Here is a 15,664-nt window from a genome sequence, read left to right on the forward strand (position 1 = left end):
AATTATACTTCTAAAAGTGTGTTTTATCAATACAAATGCAACTTATACGTGTGCGTTGCACTTGTATTTGCGAAAGTATAACATAAGGCGCCATGGCATGCTTTTCGCCATGGCGCCTTATGCTAAAACCCCACCAACACCACTTCCCGCGGATTGAACAGCCGCGGAAACGGAACCTTGTTCCCCAGCCCCCGGCTGATCACGTGGGTCGTGTCTCCGGTGATATGGACGCCTTCCGCCAGCTTCGGAAAGAACCCCTGGTGCGGCGCCAAGAGAGGCCCAATCCAAGGCAGACGCACCTGACCGCCGTGGGCATGGCCGCTGACGACCAGGTCGAAGCCCGCCGCTGCGTAGTCCTGCGCATATTCCGGCCGGTGGCTGAGGAGAATCTGATAGCTGCCCGCATTCCGCAGCCGGTTCATAGCCAGAATGTAGCTCCGCTCAGAGGCAAACCCAATCCGGTCGTCCAGACCGCTGAGGGTCACCGTTACGCCCCCTGCTTCAAGGGCCAGGATCGCGCTTTCATTTCTCAGAACCGTAATGCCAAGCTCCTCAAGCCAGCCCAGGGCCCTGCCCCGCTCAATGTTCGCTATTTCATGATTGCCGTAGCTGTAATAGACCGGGGCAATGTCAGGCAGTGCCTCCATCAGCGCCCGGGCCTCTGGCCAATCGGCCTCCCGGCTGTCCACCATGTCCCCCGCCAGCAGAATGGCTGCGGGATCAGCTTCCCTCAGACCCTCCAGCAGCAGCGCCGCGTTCTCCTCAGTGATGTGCCCGTGCAGATCGCTGAGCACCGCAATAGTCCTGCCCTTCAAAGCCTCAGGGACATTAGCCGATGGTACCGTAACCCGCTCAATCACCAGCCGCTCACCCTGAATAGCGCCGACAATGAAAGCGCTGACCAGACCCACCAGGATCAGGATTATCAGCGCCAGCCGCCAGCCGCTTTTATATTTTATGTCAAATGCATGCATGATCATTCACCACCTGCACCTATTGTACGTCTTTTTAAGGAAATAATAGTCAAAAAATCATGACAATTCTTTTATATTTATAAAAACACGAACATTAAAAATGATATTTCGATAAAATTTCGCAAAAAGTACGAAATAATCCCTCGATGTTGTTGACATTGTCCTCAAATTTTGTTACCTTAGAGAAAATCATTAACTTAATGCGGACACTCATATATCGGCGGTAATATGGACTGCCAGTTTCTACGGGAAAACCTTAAATTTTCCTGCTATGAGTGAAATCTGAAGGCGGCTTTCGTCTTTGAAAGTCATGTCATTCATCTCGATTTCACTCAGGGAAATCGGGATTTTTTGTTGCCTTCAGTACCAGCGACTAATTCGTTGTTTACTTACTCTTCATTCTATTCACGGCAGGCGGGTCTTGGTCGGCCCGCCTTGCCACCCCCCCCTCAACTGCAGAATTTTATTTCAGATAGTCACGTTTCCTGTTCCAAAGGAACTACTGCGACTTCCGTCCATCCATCACTCCTGGGGCAAGCCGACCATCGGCAAAACAATCTCCAGGCAAATTAGCGAAAGGGGACCCACTTAAGCATGTCCACGTTTACAATTAAAGAAGGTTTGACCTATGATGACGTCCTGCTGATGCCACAGCGCTCAGAGGTACTCCCAAGCGACGTCTCCGTCAAGACACGACTCACCAACAAGATCTCGCTCAATATCCCCATCATGAGCGCCGGCATGGATACCGTCACGGAAGCCAACATGGCCATTGCCATTGCCCGGGAAGGCGGCATAGGCATCATCCACAAGAACATGACCATTGAGCAGCAAGCCCTGGAGGTCGACAAGGTCAAGCGCAGCGAGCACGGCGTCATTGTTGATCCCTTTTATCTGTCCCCATCACACCACGTCAGCGACGCCCTCATGCTCATGGAGCGCTACAGGATTTCTGGCGTACCAATAGTCGACGAAGCCCACAAGCTCGTCGGGATCATCACCAACCGGGACATCCGCTTTGAAACCGACAACTCCAAGCCTATCGATGAGGTCATGACCAAAGAAAACCTCATCACCGCAAGAGAAGGTATCTCCATGGTGGAAGCGGAGAAGATCCTGCGCAAGTGGAAGATCGAAAAGCTCCCACTGACGGACGAAGAGGGCCACCTGAAGGGTCTCATCACCATCAAGGACATCCAGAAGGTCGTCATCTTCCCGAACCGCGCTACGGACGACAAGGCGAGACTCCTTTGCGGCGCGGCCATTGGCCTGGGCAGCGACATGATGGACCGTGCGGCGGCTATGCTGAAGGCAGGCGTCGACGTCCTGACCCTGGACTCTGCACACGGTCACAGCAAGAACGTCATTGACGCCGTCGCCAAGCTCCGCGCGACTTTCCCTGAGGCGCAGATCATTGCCGGCAACGTCGCGACGGCAGAAGCCACACTTGACCTGATCAATGCAGGTGCTGACGCCATCAAGGTCGGCATAGGCCCTGGCTCCATCTGCACCACCCGCGTCGTCGCAGGCATAGGCGTGCCGCAATTCACCGCCGTCATGGACTGCGCTGAGGTCGCCCGCCGCTACAATATCCCAATTATTGCCGATGGTGGCATCAAGTACTCCGGCGACATTGTCAAGGCTATCGCAGCCGGCGCGGACACCGTCATGCTGGGCTCGCTCTTCGCAGGCACTGAGGAAAGCCCGGGCGAAATTGTCATGTACCAGGGCAGAAGCTACAAGACTTACCGCGGCATGGGCTCCGAAGGCGCCATGAACGCGGGCAGCAAGGACCGCTACTTCCAGACGGATTCGAAGAAATTCGTACCGGAAGGTGTGGAAGGCCGCGTCCCTTACCGCGGCGTCCTGAAGGATATGATCTACCAGCTCGTCGGCGGCCTCAAGTCCGGCATGGGCTACTGCGGTACCAAGGACCTTCCGACTTTACAGAAGGAAGCCAAGTTTATCCGCATCACGAACGCAGGCCTCATTGAGAGCCATCCGCACGACATTCAGATCACAAAGGAATCGTCCAACTATACGCCGAGCAGGCATGAATAGCTTTGGCGATTGAAAACCATCGGCGGCCTATGTACAAGGTCGCCGAATTTATCTAAACTGTAAGTGACAATGACAAATTTCCAAGTGGAGGAATCTGTACATGATGCAAGTCGAAAACGAAAAGATCGTCATTATAGACTTTGGCGGTCAATACAACCAGCTGATCGCGCGCCGCGTTCGTGAAGCCGGCGTCTACAGCGAGGTCGTCTCCTACAAGACACCGCTGAGCACCATCAAGGAAAAAAATCCGAGCGGCATCATCTTTACCGGCGGCCCGAACTCCGTCTACCTGGAGGGCGCACCGACTGTAGATCCTGGCATCTTCGAGCTGGGTGTCCCGGTTCTGGGCATCTGCTACGGCATGCAGCTCATGGCCCATCTCCTGGGTGGCAAGGTCAGAAAGGCAGACCAGCGCGAATATGGCAAGATCAGCCTGAATTTGGGCAGTGACAGCGCCCTGTTCGCTGGCGTCGAGTCCGGCTCCACCTGCTGGATGAGCCACTTTGACTATGTTGAGCAAGCACCGGCGGACTTCACTATCACTGCGACCACCGACAACTGCCCGGTTGGCGCAATGGAATCCGTGGAGAAAAAGCTCTACGCTGTCCAGTTCCACGCCGAAGTAGAGCACACCCCGTTTGGCCGCACCCTGATTCAGAACTTCCTTTATGAGATTTGCGGCTGCGAGGGCCGTTGGAATATGGGCTCTTTCGCGGAAGAAAAGATTGCGCAGATTAAACAGATTGCCGGCAATGATAAGGTCCTCTGCGGCCTCTCAGGCGGCGTCGATTCCTCTGTTGCTGCCCTCATGGTCCACAAGGCTATTGGCAACAACCTGACCTGCATCTTCGTCGATCATGGCCTCCTCAGAAAGAATGAAGGTGACGAGGTCGAAAAGGTCTTTATGGAAGACTTCCACATGAACTTTATCCGCGTCAATGCACAGGAGCGCTTCCTTGGCAAGCTTGCCGGCGTCTCCGACCCAGAGACCAAGCGCAAGATCATAGGCGAAGAGTTTATCCGCGTCTTTGAAGAAGAGGCCAACAAACTTCAGGGCATCAAGTGGCTGGTTCAGGGCACTGTTTACCCAGACGTTATAGAAAGCGGCACCGACACCGCTCAAGTCATTAAGAGTCACCACAATGTTGGCGGCCTTCCGGAAGATATGGATTTCGAGCTTATTGAGCCCCTCCGCGACCTCTTTAAGGATGAAGTCCGTAAGGTGGGCTTGGAGATTGGCCTGGACGAGAATATCGTCTGGCGCCAGCCGTTCCCGGGTCCGGGTCTTGCCATCCGCGTCATGGGCGAGCTGACAGAAGAGAAGCTGAAGATTGTCCGCGAGTCAGATGCAATCCTGCGCGAGGAAATTAAGAAAGCCGGCCTTCACCGAGACGTCTGGCAGTACTTCACCGTCCTCCCGAATGTCAAATCTGTTGGTGTTATGGGCGATGAAAGAACTTACAGCCATTTGGTAGGGATTCGTGCCGTCACGTCCATTGATGGTATGACCTCCGATTGGGCGAGAATACCTTATGAAGTGCTGGATAAGATCAGCTCAAGGATTGTCAATGAAGTCGATCACGTGAATAGGATTGTGTATGACATTACGTCGAAGCCACCTAGTACGATAGAGTGGGAATAAGATGAGAAAACCCTGCGAGTCTTGAAATAACAAGATTCGCAGGGTTATTTTATTGCTCGTGATACGAATATGATACGAACTTTATTTTTCAGTGGTGTCAATCGTGTTTTTCTGTGTCATTTCTTGTAATTTTAAGCGTACTTCGCCATGCTTATTTGGATAAAGATGCGAATAGGTTTGGAGTGTAGTTTCGATGTTTTCGTGTCCTAGTCTCTCAGAAATAAGCAATGGGGAGACACCCATTTCGATCAGCAGAGAAGCATGTGAATGCCGAAGATCATGTATCCGGATTCTCTTCACACCAGATTTCTTTACTATACGCACTATGTGTCCGTTCATCGTGGTTCTTGGAAATGGAAATAAACGATCTGTCGGATCGTAGTCATACAATTTTGAAGCATAGTCTCGTACTATATCCGAAAGATAGTCAGGTATGGTAATAATTCTTTTTGACTTAGGCGTCTTCGGTTCGAGGATCAGGTCGGTTTTTTGATGCCTCGCATAGTTTTTATTGATGCTCACTGAATGTTCTACTAGATCAAAATCATTTAAAGTCAAAGCCAGGCATTCGCCAATTCGAATCCCTGTCCAGAATAGAATCTGATAAATCGTTGTATACGTGGGATTATCAGAATACTTGATAAATCTATTGAATTCATCCAAGGTCCAGAAATTCATCTCGTCAGCATTCTTTTTTCCCATGGATCCGCAAATCCTTGCCGGATTAGATGGGAGTTTGTAGTACTTCATCGCGAAGTTGAAAATGGCTGATAACTGGTTGTTTATAGTCTTTAGATATGTCTGTGAATAGTTGTTCTCATGGGTTAGCAACTCGTTTTGCCACTTACGTATGGTAGATGCTTCAATTGAATTGAGAGGCATGTCTCTGAAGTACGGTAGAATCTTTGTATTCACGGCAAATTCTTTGTTTTCATATGTTGTTGGTTTTAAGCGTGATTTACAGTCTTCCATGTAGAGTTCTACGAAATGACCAAAGGCCATGTTAGGACTCGCGTTCGATTTACTAAGGAACTCGCGTTCAAAAGCCTTGGCTTCCTTTTGAGTCTTAAATCCACGCTGCATCTTTTGTTTTGTAGTACCTGTCCAATCAGTGTAGTTGAATTTGGCGTACCATGTTCCGCGCTTTTCGTCTTTGTAAGCGGGCATAATATTTTCCTTTCATTCTTATTGCCTAGAAATGCAATAGATATTATGTGATTATGAGTTGAAGATTCAAAAGTTAATAATCAATCAAATAATAATCCGATTAGTATTGAAGCAATTACAGCACATAGTGAAAAGAAATTAGCTTGTCGTGATAAACGGATAGCTTGGTCATCTTTAGTTAGCCAGTTTGTCAGGAGTATCCGCTTACACCTATCATTAAGATTACGTGATATCTCTAATGTAGCTGTATCCAATTTTGGAAATTTAATAATGTCTTCGTTATCATAAATGTCGGAATTGTTTGCCGCTATTTGAGACTTCAATGCGTTTACTAATGGTTCAATTTTGCTTTCGATCAGGTTTTCAATAAATAACATTTCCTTTTTCGTATATGTGTGTCTAAATTCTGACTGCAGATCTTCTATCCAATTCATATGATTATTAATGTAGTTTGTTATCATATTCAAAGCTTGGATATCCTGAAATTCAAACGTTCCTTCGCTCGAAAGACCCTTTGATTCATTATAAGCTTTAAGCAGATTGATCATTTTATTTGATTCAAATTGATGTTGTGAATTTACTTTTTCAACAATATAGTTTATCAATTCTTTTGTGTATTTGAAACGCTTCACACAATCACTCCTTTAGAGTTGATGCAATCTCAGTATAAAAGCCAAGTATTCAGAAATTTCTCCTCCCCGAATACAAAACTGTATGGTATAATCATACCAGAAATAGAACACGCGTTCTACAAGAGGGGATTAAATGCAGATAAAATTCGTGTCTCTTGGCGTCTCGACAATCGATCACGTAAGAATAAACGGAGTTACTTATGTTAATCTTGATTTTATACCAAAAAAATAGAAAGAGCAGCCATATTTTCAGCTGCTCGATTTATTTTGTTTTTCGAATCGTCTTCACGAGTTCAAGGACAGCTTTGATTTCATCTGCGTCCATTCCTGATTCTTTTAACTCTTTAAGAATCTGAATACTTTCAATGTCAAGATTTTTCAATTCGTTTGGAACTTCAACACCAGATAAGGTTGTGGTTTCTGTGTTATCTAAGCATAATATTTCTGCTATAGGTACATTTAGTTTATCGGCGATAATTTCTAATGTTTGGATATCAGGTGATCTGTGTCCTGTTTCATAACTACTTATTGTAGTCGGAGCCAATCCGACATAATCAGCAAAGTCTTTTTGTGTCATACCAATTTGCTCGCGTAATGATTTGATTTTACTTGCAATAAGATGCCGTCTAGTTTGAGAACTCATTTTGATCACCTTCCTTAATAATAATACTACACGCACCGTGTAATTTCAAAATAAAACAAACTTAATATACATGATGTATTGACAACCACGCGCAACGCGTGGTACTTTGTTTTTGAGGACATTATTTTAGGGGGTGAAAAAATGAATACAGCTAACATAAAATTGCGAAGAGAAAGGAAATATCAAAACGTTTCAGCTTTGGAAATGGCCAAGTGCATTGGTATAGCTGAATCTTCATACTGGTCAAAGGAAAGCGGAAATCGTCCATTTAGGCAATCTGAGATAACCGTAATTTTAAAAAAATTGAAAAAGCCTTATGAAGATGTATTTGGTGAAGATTAGTTTATTTTTTTGTCTCTTTGTACGCGAAACGCGTGTGCCTAAATAGTTCCAACTATATGGAGGTGAACAAATGCGAAACGACATTCAAATAATCGAAACTAAATTTGTAAACGCTCGCGAAGTAGCAAACGTCCTAGGCGTTTCAGAAAGTACCGGTTATCGACTTATCAGAGAAATGAACCTGGAACTTAAGAAACAAGGCAAGATCACCATCGCCGGCAAGATCAGTAGGCGCTATTTTGAAGAGAAAGTTTACCTGTAGGGGAGGTTTCATTGATGACTAAATCAGAGAGATTGAAATCGTTATACAAGCAACTTGAAAGCATGGACAACAATAATGATTTTTCACTTCAATGGGTTGATGACCGGAGAGAGTTATTGATGCAGATTGATGAGCTTGAGTGGGAAACGGAGGAATTATATGAATGAATTAATCTCAATTCAAACCAATGATCAGCTGGAACAGATCATAAGTGCCAGGGATCTTCATTCAGCACTTGGGATCTCAAAGGACTTCACAGACTGGTTCAAAATGCAAATTCACAGATTGTGTCTAAAAGACGGAATAGACTTTACCCCTTTTTGGGGGAAAACTACAGAGCGCATTGGCAGACCTAGTGTTGACTATCACATTTCTATTGATATCGCCAAGCATCTTGCAATGGTTAGTGGAGGCGAAAAAGCTCATGAGATCCGAGAGTATTTTATACAGGTCGAGCGGGCTTGGAATGAACCATCACTGGTCATGGCCAGAGGTCTAAAGATTGCAGAAAGACAAATGATCGGAATGAATGCAAGGATAAAGGAACTTGAAACTCAGGCTGAACTGGAGCGCCCAAAAGTCCTGTTTGCAGAGGCTGTCGAGGCATCTGTAGATTCAATCCTGATCCGAGATTTTTCAAAGTTGTTGGCCCAAAATGGTGTGGCCATAGGTGAAAAGAGACTCTTTGAATGGCTCAGGAAATATGGATATCTTCAGAAATATGAAAACAAACCAACCCAGAAGTCTGTCGAACTTGGCGTTCTTGAAATGAAAGAAGGTGTGAGATTCGGCAGCAACAACACCCTCAAGCCTTACTTTACAACAAAGGTAACAGGTAAAGGTCAGATCTATTTTATGAAAAAGCTGGTCATATCTCCGGAGAACAAACAGATCAGCGTGAATGCTTAGAGTTAGGTTCTTATGTAAGGGATGGATAAAAAAAGAAGTCTATTGATCCAATTATAACACGTTGCGCGTAGGATTTCACATTTCGCGTAGTTCGAAGGAGGAAAAATATGACCAGAGAACAGCTCAAAAATGACCTTATTAGATACCGATGCACTACTCCACAAGATGCTTGCGAAATGCTAGATCAGATTGACGAAGAACTTAACTGGAGACTAGAAGACGCAAGTTACAGCAGAAGAACATTCATGCTTTTGCCGCCTGGGGATTTGATTTTAGAACGTTTCCGGCAAAACGGCGAATGGAAATATGAATTAAGGAGGATGTGAAGGTGAACCACATTGAATTCATGTCAAGACTTATCAGTATTGGTTATACTCACCCGATGGCGGCGGTAAAGACTTTCAGCGATCTGACAGATAACTTTGATCGATCTGAGCATAGTACAAATGGACATTTGGAATCTCGGTTAATTCTACAAATGAAACCAAAGCAACAGGCAATCCGGATCCGGGAAGGTGGAAGAAAAGAATACAAAATTGAACCCTTGGAATGATGGAAAACAAAGCGGAAGGAGAAGATTTATGGATAGTTACGGGATGATTTTTCTGGTGGTATTTATGGTCGCATTACTATGGATGGGAAATTCGATAGGTTACAGGGAAGGTTTTAAAAGCGGCAGAGAACAAGGGATTCAGGAAGGAATAACAAAAGAGAAAAACAATATCAACAGAACACTTGCGGTTATGAGAACAAGCACCAATCGACTCAATGTCATAGACGCGTGCAGGCTTTATGACAATGAAAAAAGAGCCTAGGATGTGCAGATCCAAAGGCTCCCAAGAAAAAAACTACACAATGATTATACCACAAGAGGTGAGTTAATGCAGTATGTTGGTGACTCAGGCGTTTTGGCCTGTTACTATTCAGCCCTCACCGGTTGTCTGCCGGAGATAGCCTTCATGGCAATAGAAACAAAAAATATTCCTAAGGAAATTAGAGTAATGGTTATGAAAGATGTTCTAAAATGCCTGCCTGAAACTGAAATTTTGGAACAGGCAAGACTATGCGGATTAAGAGGATCGACATTCAGAGAATATCGAAGCAGATTTTTGAAGGAGGAAGAGCTATGAAACTCATATCAATCGAACTGATCAATTTCAAAGGTTTGAAACAAAAGAAGATAAATGCCGATGGTCATAACGTTACAATCAGGGGAGCAAATGGAGCGGGTAAAACAACTATATTTGACGCTTGGCTGTGGTTGCTCTTTGGAAAGGATTCAACAGGCAGGTCAAGTTTCGAGGTTAAAACCGTAGATTCATTTGGCAGGCCGATTCATGGCCTTGACCACATCGTTGAAGCGGTTATCGAACATGAGGAAAATCAAATAACTCTCAGGAAGGAATACCGTGAGAAGTGGACAAAGAAGCGCGGTGATTCAGAGGCCCAGCTTTCTGGACATGAGACAAACTGTTTCATCGATAGTTTGCCTGTCAAAATAAGTGACTACACAGCCAAAATCAACGAGATGATGAATGAAGAACTCTTCAAACTTCTAAGTGATCCTACCCAATTCCAGCGTCTTGATTGGAAGAAGCGTCGGGATCTAATGATGAGTCTGATTAAGTACAGCGACGACAGTCTGCTTGATGATCCTCAATTTGAGCCGGTTAGAGAACTAATTAAGAAGTTTGGATCTGAAGATGCCATGACACTTCTGAAAGATCGCAGAAAGAAACTGAATGAACAGATTAAACAAATCCCAATCAGAATTGATGAAGTATCGCGCACAACATACGAGTCACCCCAGACGACAAATTTTGAGACTGTTGAAGCGAAATTAACCGAACTGCTTCAAACTCGTAATGACGTTGAAAAACGAGCCAGAGAAGACGCCAGGAAACGCATAGATGAGCAGGCAAAGGTACTGGACGCAATCAGCCACAATAAAAATCAAATCAAGGAATTTGAAAGAATTCGAACTGATGCTGAAAAAGAAAAGAACTTGGCCAGAAGTGAACTTGAAAGAGTGAGTGCTGAAATTCAGTCAAAGAAAGATTACATCGCAAACTTCGCGGTAAGTCAGCAGTCAATCAAAAATCAAATCGTGCAGTACGAAAATGAACGCTTGCAGCTCGTTAAGGAATACAAGGCAAGTAAGGCTGAAGTACTGAATTTCAATGAAATTGATACGATGTGCCCGACTTGCGGACAGGATCTGCCGCCGAGCAAATCTGCGGAGCTGATAGAAATTGCGCGAGTAAAATTTGATAATGCAAAGCAAAAGGATCTTGCAGATATCACCCAAAGGGGCGCAACGCTTAAAACCAGAATTGAAGACCTTACTGCCGATATCGCTTCAGGAGAAGCCAAACTCGATAATGCCAGAATCAGTTTAATGGAACTTAACGTAAGAAAAGCAGAACTCGAGAAGCTTATCAATCACCCAGTTCCAGACTTTGCGGATAAGGTCAGTCAAATGACTGAGCATATCCAATCACTCAATGAGAAACTGCAGATCCGGATCGAAATTAACATGATTGATACGTCGAAACTGGATGCTGAAATTGCTTCGCTTCAAAAGATCATCGCCCAGAAAGACGCTTTTGAAACTTCGAGAGGACGGATCGGCGAGCTCGAGGCTGAAGGGAAGAAACTGGCCAATGAGCTTGTCATCGCTGAAGGACAGATTATTGCGCTTGAGAACTATATTAAAGCCAAAGTTGAGATGATCGAAACTGAGTTAAACAGTCTTTTCCGATCCGTCACCTTTAAACTCTTTGATACACAACTTAACGGAGGTCTGGCAGACACCTTTGTTACTCTGATCAATGGTGTTCCATATCAGGATGCCAATACTGCCAGTCAGATCAATGCAGGGCTTGAGATCATAGAACACCTTTCTCGGTATTATAACTTCCGAGCACCGGTATTCGTTGACCACAGGGAGTCTGTAAGCGCACTGGCTACAATCAACAGTCAGATCATCAATCTGCTCGTGGATGAGAAACACATTGATCTTAAAACAGAGAGGGAGGCAGTCTAATGTCAAACGAACTCATGCAAACGGAGAATAAGAGTCTTTCTGTATTCAGCAGTATTGAGAACTTCGAGGCGGCAAAGCAAATGGCCGTTGCACTGGCGAAGAGCACCATTGTGCCGAGAGAATATCAGAATAATCCAGCCAACTGCCTGATCGCGCTTGAGATGAGCGACAGGGTCAAGATGCCAGTTTTCATGATAATGCAGAACACTTATATCGTAAATGGTAAGCCAGGCTGGAGCAGTTCGATGATAACAGGCCTCATCAATGGATCAAGACGGTATAAAGGACCGCTCAAATTTGAAATTGGAGGCAAAGGGGATACGCTTTCCTGCTATGCCTATGCGACCGACATGGATGGAAATACGATAACAGGCCCTACGATCACCATGGCCATGGCCAAAGCGGAAGGATGGATCGACAAGAACGGTTCCAAGTGGAAGACTATGCCTGAAGTCATGATCCGTTACCGTGCAGCAAGCTTCTTCGGACGCCTCTATTGCTCAGATATTCTGTATGGTCTCTATTCGAGTGATGAACTTATCGAAATGCCTTCAGACAGTTATCAGGTAGTCGACAGCGAGAAGGAACAGGCAAACACTATATCACTAGATTTCGAAGAGTTCAGCGCGCCTGAACCAATTATAGAAGCTCATGAGGCAGAACAGATGCCAGTGATTGATGAGGATGATGACATCCCACCGGAACTGAGATGAGAATCAATGTCATCGCAAGCGGTTCAAAAGGAAACTGCTACATTTTAAGTGGAGCCAGGGACGTCCTGCTGATCGAGGCAGGCGTCCCTAAGAAACAAATTCTCGAAGGACTCAAACACAATATTACTAATGTTGCAGGAGTACTTGTAAGTCATGAACATATGGATCATGCAGTTGCTGTAGAGGATCTTCTGAAGCTCAGAATGGACATCTTTGCAAGCAGGGGAACGTTTGATGCGCTTGGGACAGATCAACAGTACAGACGCATTCTGGAGCCTAATAAACCAGTTTCTATTGGTGAGTTTAATGTGCTTCCGTTTCTGGTTCAGCACGATGCAAGTGAGCCGCTTGGTTTTCTGATTGAGTCGGTGGATCTCAGGCAAAGAATAGTCTTTGCTACTGATACTTACTTTCTCAAATACCGGTTTCGATCGATAGACTGCTTCATGATTGAAGCAAATTATGATGTAGAAATATTGGATCGCAACCTGAGGGATGGAAGGATCCATCCAAGCATAGCGAAACGGGCAAAGCATTCGCATTTTGAGATAAGTGACGTCGAAACCTTTTTGATGGCTTCCGAGCTAGGAAGAACCAGAAAGATCATGCTGCTTCATACTTCAGAGAATAATTCAGAGCCTGAAGTCTTCAGGGACAGGATCAGCAGAAGAACCGGTATTGAGACCGTAGTTGCAGAAACGGGATTACAAATGGAGTTTTAGGGGTGTGAATGGACGATGGCAGAAAAGCTGAATGGATGGATAAAAATCCATAGAAAAATGCTGGATTGGGAATGGTATGACGAGAAAAACGTCCTCATTCTGTTCATTCACATCCTTCTAAAAGCGAACTTTAAGGAAAATATTTGGAAGGGACATAAAATATGCAGGGGTGAATTTATAACATCGGTTGCTAATTTGTCCAAAGAGACAGGTCTTACCACAAAGCAAGTGAGGCTCGCACTCGATAAACTCAAATCGACAAACGAGGTGGCAATCAGAACGACAAACAAATTTACTGTCATAACCGTTGAAAAATACACATTATATCAAGGAACAGAAACAGAAGAGGGCAAACAAAACGGCAAGCAAGAGGACAATCAAAGGGCAACAACTAAAGAAGGAAAAGAATCTTTAAGAAATATATATAGCGAAAAACCAAAATCGAAGTCAAAAAATGGTTTTCATAATTTCGAACCATCAAGGAGCAATGTCGAGGACTTCGAAATGAGATTACGAGAAAAGCGAGGTAGAAATGATAAAGATCGTATTGCCGTTTATTCCACGAACCAAGAAGAATTCGATGCAGATAAGGAGAAATAGCCGGACAGGTAAACCATTTGTATCACCTTCAGAAGCCTATGCAGAGTATCTGAATAACTGCCAGGTCTTTCTGACATCATCTACCTTGCCGAAAGGAATCAACAGCCGAGTAAATGTTAAGTGCCTGTTCTATATGCCAACAAAGAGAAGGGTAGATCTTCCCAATCTCTTGAATGCGGTTGACGATGCCATGGTCTATCATGGACTGTTTGAAGATGATAACTCAGAGATTATTGCCGGGCATGATGGCAGCCGAGTTATTTATGATAAGGAATTTCCGAGGACCGAGATCGTAATTGAAATATTGACTGAATGAGAGGGTCAAACGGATGACAAAATTCACACACTTAAGCCTATTTACTGGTGTTGGTGGTATAGACATAGCTGCAGAATGGGCAGGATTTGATACCGTTGGCCAGTGCGAGTGGGCTGATTATCCAACAAAGGTGCTTGAGAAGCATTGGCCACATGTACCTAGATGGAGGGATATAAGGAGTGTTACAGCAGACGATTTCAAAGCAAAAACAGGAAGAACAACAGTTGACCTTATATCTGGAGGATTTCCCTGTCAACCGTTCAGTGTCGCCGGGAAGCGAAGCGGCAAAGATGATGACCGTTATCTCTGGCCAGAAATGCTTAGAGTTATACAAGAACTCAAGCCCGCTTGGATTATTGGTGAAAATGTGCCTGGAATCATCAATATGGCACTCGACACGGTGTTATCTGACTTGGAAGGTCAAGGTTACGAAGTCCAAGCGTTGCTTGTTCCAGCTTGCGGTGTCGACGCCCCGCACAAAAGAGAAAGATTGTTTATTTTGGCTCACTCCAAATACAATGGACGCTTTGAAGCCGAGAGAACCGGAGGCACTAATGAGACAAATGGAGAAGAACAGACCAGGAAGAACAACTCTATCAACATTGCGGGAGCAAGTAGCTTACGAAGGATTGTGGCCAACGCCAACGACGAGAGATTCACAGCCGGGAGATACAATGAATCGGCAGGGGGGGAAGTCGTTGGAAGATCCAGTTTTTTTGCCGACACCGACGGCTCAGGATGCCAAGAATTCGACGCTTCCACCGAGTCAGCGGGAACGAGATTCAATACCGGGATTTGTGTTGAGGACAATGTTTCCAACGCCAACGACAGGTGCAGGGCTATGTGGCGGAACAGGCAATTTTCAACAACTTCAGAAATTGAAAAACTTGGGCTTGATTACGGAAGAAGAGCGAAAGAGCATGAGCCAGGGCAATGGTGGGCAGTTGAACCCAGCGTGGGTAGAGTGGCTAATGGGATTTCCTCACGGGTGGACAGACTTAAATGTTTAGGAAACGCAGTGGTACCGCAACAAGTGTACCCAATTCTTAAAGCTATAGCGGACATTGAAAATGCAAATTATGAATGTAGGGAGGATTATTAGTGAATTATGTAATCTTAATAGGGCGACTCACCAAAGATCCGGAACTTCGACACATCGCAAGTACGGGCAGAGCCGTCACAAGTTTTACGCTGGCAGTTGACAAAAATTTGAGCAAAGAGAAGAAGACCGAGATGCAGCAGAAAGGCATCCCAACTGCTGACTTCATCAAAATTAATGCATGGGGTAAACTTGCTGAGACTGCCGCTCAATATCTCTCAAAAGGCAAAAGGGTAGCGATCGAAGGGTCGATCACAACCGGATCATTTAAAACTCCAGCCGGAGAGACAAGATACACGACGGAGATCACCGCGCATAATTTGGAGTTTCTTGATAAAGCAGAGAAGTCAGAAAGACAGGACAGTCTGCCAATACCTGATCAATACGAGGACGATTTTGCCGCCGCAAATTTCGGTGACGACGAGGTACCGTTTTAGTAAAAGAGAGTGAGGTATTGTTGGATGAGTAATCACTTGTCGCCAGGGCAACTCTGGTGGAGGCATAAGCAGGGATCCACACTAAATGATCTTGCTGAA

The 15,664-nt window shown here is 45.1% G+C and carries 21 protein-coding genes and 1 riboswitch; of the genes, 17 read left to right on the plus strand and 4 right to left on the minus strand.

Features of this window, described 5'->3' with window-relative positions; translation table 11 throughout:
- Positions 1-122: 122 nt before the first annotated feature.
- Positions 123-974, minus strand: a complete 852-nt coding sequence (locus tag AC4PHM_RS14345; RefSeq protein ID WP_492018418.1) for a metallophosphoesterase — start codon at positions 972-974, stop codon at positions 123-125.
- Positions 975-1,164: 190 nt separating this feature from the next.
- Positions 1,165-1,266, plus strand: a riboswitch (purine riboswitch).
- A 302-nt stretch (positions 1,267-1,568) separates the two neighbouring features.
- Between AC4PHM_RS14345 and guaB the strand changes: the two genes are divergently transcribed.
- Positions 1,569-3,035 (plus strand): IMP dehydrogenase, encoded by a 1,467-nt coding sequence (gene guaB, locus AC4PHM_RS14350; RefSeq protein WP_492018419.1) that lies wholly within the window; start codon positions 1,569-1,571, stop codon positions 3,033-3,035.
- 100 nt (positions 3,036-3,135) lie between these two features.
- The gene (gene guaA / locus AC4PHM_RS14355; protein WP_492018420.1) at positions 3,136-4,677 is read left to right on the plus strand and encodes a glutamine-hydrolyzing GMP synthase; all 1,542 of its coding nucleotides are present in this window, start codon (positions 3,136-3,138) and stop codon (positions 4,675-4,677) included.
- A gap of 81 nt (positions 4,678-4,758) precedes the next feature.
- Here the strand turns inward: guaA and AC4PHM_RS14360 are convergent, their stop codons facing one another.
- The 3 genes from AC4PHM_RS14360 to AC4PHM_RS14370 form a co-directional block, all read right to left on the minus strand.
- Positions 4,759-5,844: a site-specific integrase gene (locus AC4PHM_RS14360; RefSeq protein WP_492018421.1), complete on the minus strand. Its 1,086-nt coding sequence runs from the start codon at positions 5,842-5,844 to the stop codon at positions 4,759-4,761.
- An 80-nt stretch (positions 5,845-5,924) separates the two neighbouring features.
- Entirely contained in the window at positions 5,925-6,476 is a 552-nt protein-coding gene (locus AC4PHM_RS14365; protein ID WP_492018422.1) for a hypothetical protein, read from the minus strand.
- A 262-nt stretch (positions 6,477-6,738) separates the two neighbouring features.
- Entirely contained in the window at positions 6,739-7,119 is a 381-nt protein-coding gene (locus AC4PHM_RS14370; RefSeq protein WP_291405471.1) for a helix-turn-helix domain-containing protein, read from the minus strand.
- Between the two features lie 141 nt (positions 7,120-7,260).
- Here AC4PHM_RS14370 and AC4PHM_RS14375 point away from each other — a divergent pair, with 141 nt between their 5' ends.
- The 15 genes from AC4PHM_RS14375 (at position 7,261) to AC4PHM_RS14445 (ending at position 15,565) form a co-directional block, all read left to right on the plus strand.
- Positions 7,261-7,461 (plus strand): hypothetical protein, encoded by a 201-nt coding sequence (locus AC4PHM_RS14375; RefSeq protein ID WP_492018423.1) that lies wholly within the window; start codon positions 7,261-7,263, stop codon positions 7,459-7,461.
- Between the two features lie 70 nt (positions 7,462-7,531).
- Positions 7,532-7,723: a helix-turn-helix domain-containing protein gene (locus tag AC4PHM_RS14380; RefSeq protein WP_492018424.1), complete on the plus strand. Its 192-nt coding sequence runs from the start codon at positions 7,532-7,534 to the stop codon at positions 7,721-7,723.
- A gap of 14 nt (positions 7,724-7,737) precedes the next feature.
- On the plus strand, positions 7,738-7,890 hold the full coding sequence (locus AC4PHM_RS14385; RefSeq protein WP_291405465.1) for a hypothetical protein: 153 nt from the start codon (positions 7,738-7,740) through the stop codon (positions 7,888-7,890).
- Positions 7,883-8,632 (plus strand): phage antirepressor KilAC domain-containing protein, encoded by a 750-nt coding sequence (locus AC4PHM_RS14390; protein ID WP_492018425.1) that lies wholly within the window; start codon positions 7,883-7,885, stop codon positions 8,630-8,632. Before AC4PHM_RS14385 ends, AC4PHM_RS14390 begins: the two co-directional genes overlap by 8 nt.
- Positions 8,633-8,739: 107 nt before the next feature.
- The gene (locus tag AC4PHM_RS14395) at positions 8,740-8,958 is read left to right on the plus strand and encodes a hypothetical protein (RefSeq protein WP_492018426.1); all 219 of its coding nucleotides are present in this window, start codon (positions 8,740-8,742) and stop codon (positions 8,956-8,958) included.
- 2 nt (positions 8,959-8,960) lie between these two features.
- Positions 8,961-9,185 (plus strand): hypothetical protein, encoded by a 225-nt coding sequence (locus AC4PHM_RS14400; protein WP_492018427.1) that lies wholly within the window; start codon positions 8,961-8,963, stop codon positions 9,183-9,185.
- A gap of 28 nt (positions 9,186-9,213) precedes the next feature.
- Complete coding sequence (locus AC4PHM_RS14405) at positions 9,214-9,447, plus strand: hypothetical protein (RefSeq protein ID WP_492018428.1); 234 nt, start codon at positions 9,214-9,216, stop codon at positions 9,445-9,447.
- A 66-nt stretch (positions 9,448-9,513) separates the two neighbouring features.
- The gene (locus AC4PHM_RS14410; protein WP_492018429.1) at positions 9,514-9,762 is read left to right on the plus strand and encodes a hypothetical protein; all 249 of its coding nucleotides are present in this window, start codon (positions 9,514-9,516) and stop codon (positions 9,760-9,762) included.
- Entirely contained in the window at positions 9,759-11,678 is a 1,920-nt protein-coding gene (locus AC4PHM_RS14415; RefSeq protein WP_492018430.1) for an ATP-binding protein, read from the plus strand. The genes AC4PHM_RS14410 and AC4PHM_RS14415 overlap by 4 nt, the downstream gene beginning before the upstream one ends.
- Positions 11,678-12,391 carry a recombinase family protein gene (locus tag AC4PHM_RS14420; RefSeq protein WP_492018431.1) on the plus strand — a complete coding sequence of 238 codons (714 nt, stop codon included), beginning with the start codon at positions 11,678-11,680 and terminating at the stop codon, positions 12,389-12,391. The genes AC4PHM_RS14415 and AC4PHM_RS14420 overlap by 1 nt, the downstream gene beginning before the upstream one ends.
- Entirely contained in the window at positions 12,388-13,113 is a 726-nt protein-coding gene (locus AC4PHM_RS14425) for an MBL fold metallo-hydrolase (protein ID WP_492018432.1), read from the plus strand. Before AC4PHM_RS14420 ends, AC4PHM_RS14425 begins: the two co-directional genes overlap by 4 nt.
- 15 nt (positions 13,114-13,128) lie before the next feature.
- The gene (locus AC4PHM_RS14430; RefSeq protein WP_492018433.1) at positions 13,129-13,713 is read left to right on the plus strand and encodes a hypothetical protein; all 585 of its coding nucleotides are present in this window, start codon (positions 13,129-13,131) and stop codon (positions 13,711-13,713) included.
- Positions 13,694-14,029 carry a RusA family crossover junction endodeoxyribonuclease gene (locus tag AC4PHM_RS14435; protein ID WP_492018434.1) on the plus strand — a complete coding sequence of 112 codons (336 nt, stop codon included), beginning with the start codon at positions 13,694-13,696 and terminating at the stop codon, positions 14,027-14,029. The genes AC4PHM_RS14430 and AC4PHM_RS14435 overlap by 20 nt, the downstream gene beginning before the upstream one ends.
- Positions 14,030-14,042: 13 nt before the next feature.
- Complete coding sequence (locus tag AC4PHM_RS14440) at positions 14,043-15,131, plus strand: DNA cytosine methyltransferase (protein WP_492018435.1); 1,089 nt, start codon at positions 14,043-14,045, stop codon at positions 15,129-15,131.
- Positions 15,131-15,565: a single-stranded DNA-binding protein gene (locus AC4PHM_RS14445; RefSeq protein ID WP_492018436.1), complete on the plus strand. Its 435-nt coding sequence runs from the start codon at positions 15,131-15,133 to the stop codon at positions 15,563-15,565. Before AC4PHM_RS14440 ends, AC4PHM_RS14445 begins: the two co-directional genes overlap by 1 nt.
- Positions 15,566-15,664 lie beyond the last annotated feature (99 nt).

The organism is Acidaminobacter sp. QWL-03 (assembly GCF_058683855.1).

Coding starts and splice junctions, on each gene's coding strand:
- AC4PHM_RS14440 (WP_492018435.1), top strand. CDS start 14,043: ATGACAAAATTCACACACTTAAGCCTATTTACTGGTGTTGGTGGTATA.
- AC4PHM_RS14380 (WP_492018424.1), top strand. CDS start 7,532: ATGCGAAACGACATTCAAATAATCGAAACTAAATTTGTAAACGCTCGC.
- AC4PHM_RS14375 (WP_492018423.1), top strand. CDS start 7,261: ATGAATACAGCTAACATAAAATTGCGAAGAGAAAGGAAATATCAAAAC.
- guaB (WP_492018419.1), top strand. CDS start 1,569: ATGTCCACGTTTACAATTAAAGAAGGTTTGACCTATGATGACGTCCTG.
- AC4PHM_RS14385 (WP_291405465.1), top strand. CDS start 7,738: ATGACTAAATCAGAGAGATTGAAATCGTTATACAAGCAACTTGAAAGC.
- AC4PHM_RS14425 (WP_492018432.1), top strand. CDS start 12,388: ATGAGAATCAATGTCATCGCAAGCGGTTCAAAAGGAAACTGCTACATT.
- AC4PHM_RS14360 (WP_492018421.1), bottom strand. CDS start 5,844: ATGCCCGCTTACAAAGACGAAAAGCGCGGAACATGGTACGCCAAATTC.
- AC4PHM_RS14435 (WP_492018434.1), top strand. CDS start 13,694: ATGCAGATAAGGAGAAATAGCCGGACAGGTAAACCATTTGTATCACCT.
- AC4PHM_RS14420 (WP_492018431.1), top strand. CDS start 11,678: ATGTCAAACGAACTCATGCAAACGGAGAATAAGAGTCTTTCTGTATTC.
- AC4PHM_RS14430 (WP_492018433.1), top strand. CDS start 13,129: ATGGCAGAAAAGCTGAATGGATGGATAAAAATCCATAGAAAAATGCTG.
- AC4PHM_RS14370 (WP_291405471.1), bottom strand. CDS start 7,119: ATGAGTTCTCAAACTAGACGGCATCTTATTGCAAGTAAAATCAAATCA.
- AC4PHM_RS14395 (WP_492018426.1), top strand. CDS start 8,740: ATGACCAGAGAACAGCTCAAAAATGACCTTATTAGATACCGATGCACT.
- AC4PHM_RS14345 (WP_492018418.1), bottom strand. CDS start 974: ATGCATGCATTTGACATAAAATATAAAAGCGGCTGGCGGCTGGCGCTG.
- AC4PHM_RS14415 (WP_492018430.1), top strand. CDS start 9,759: ATGAAACTCATATCAATCGAACTGATCAATTTCAAAGGTTTGAAACAA.
- AC4PHM_RS14390 (WP_492018425.1), top strand. CDS start 7,883: ATGAATGAATTAATCTCAATTCAAACCAATGATCAGCTGGAACAGATC.
- guaA (WP_492018420.1), top strand. CDS start 3,136: ATGATGCAAGTCGAAAACGAAAAGATCGTCATTATAGACTTTGGCGGT.
- AC4PHM_RS14410 (WP_492018429.1), top strand. CDS start 9,514: ATGCAGTATGTTGGTGACTCAGGCGTTTTGGCCTGTTACTATTCAGCC.
- AC4PHM_RS14405 (WP_492018428.1), top strand. CDS start 9,214: ATGGATAGTTACGGGATGATTTTTCTGGTGGTATTTATGGTCGCATTA.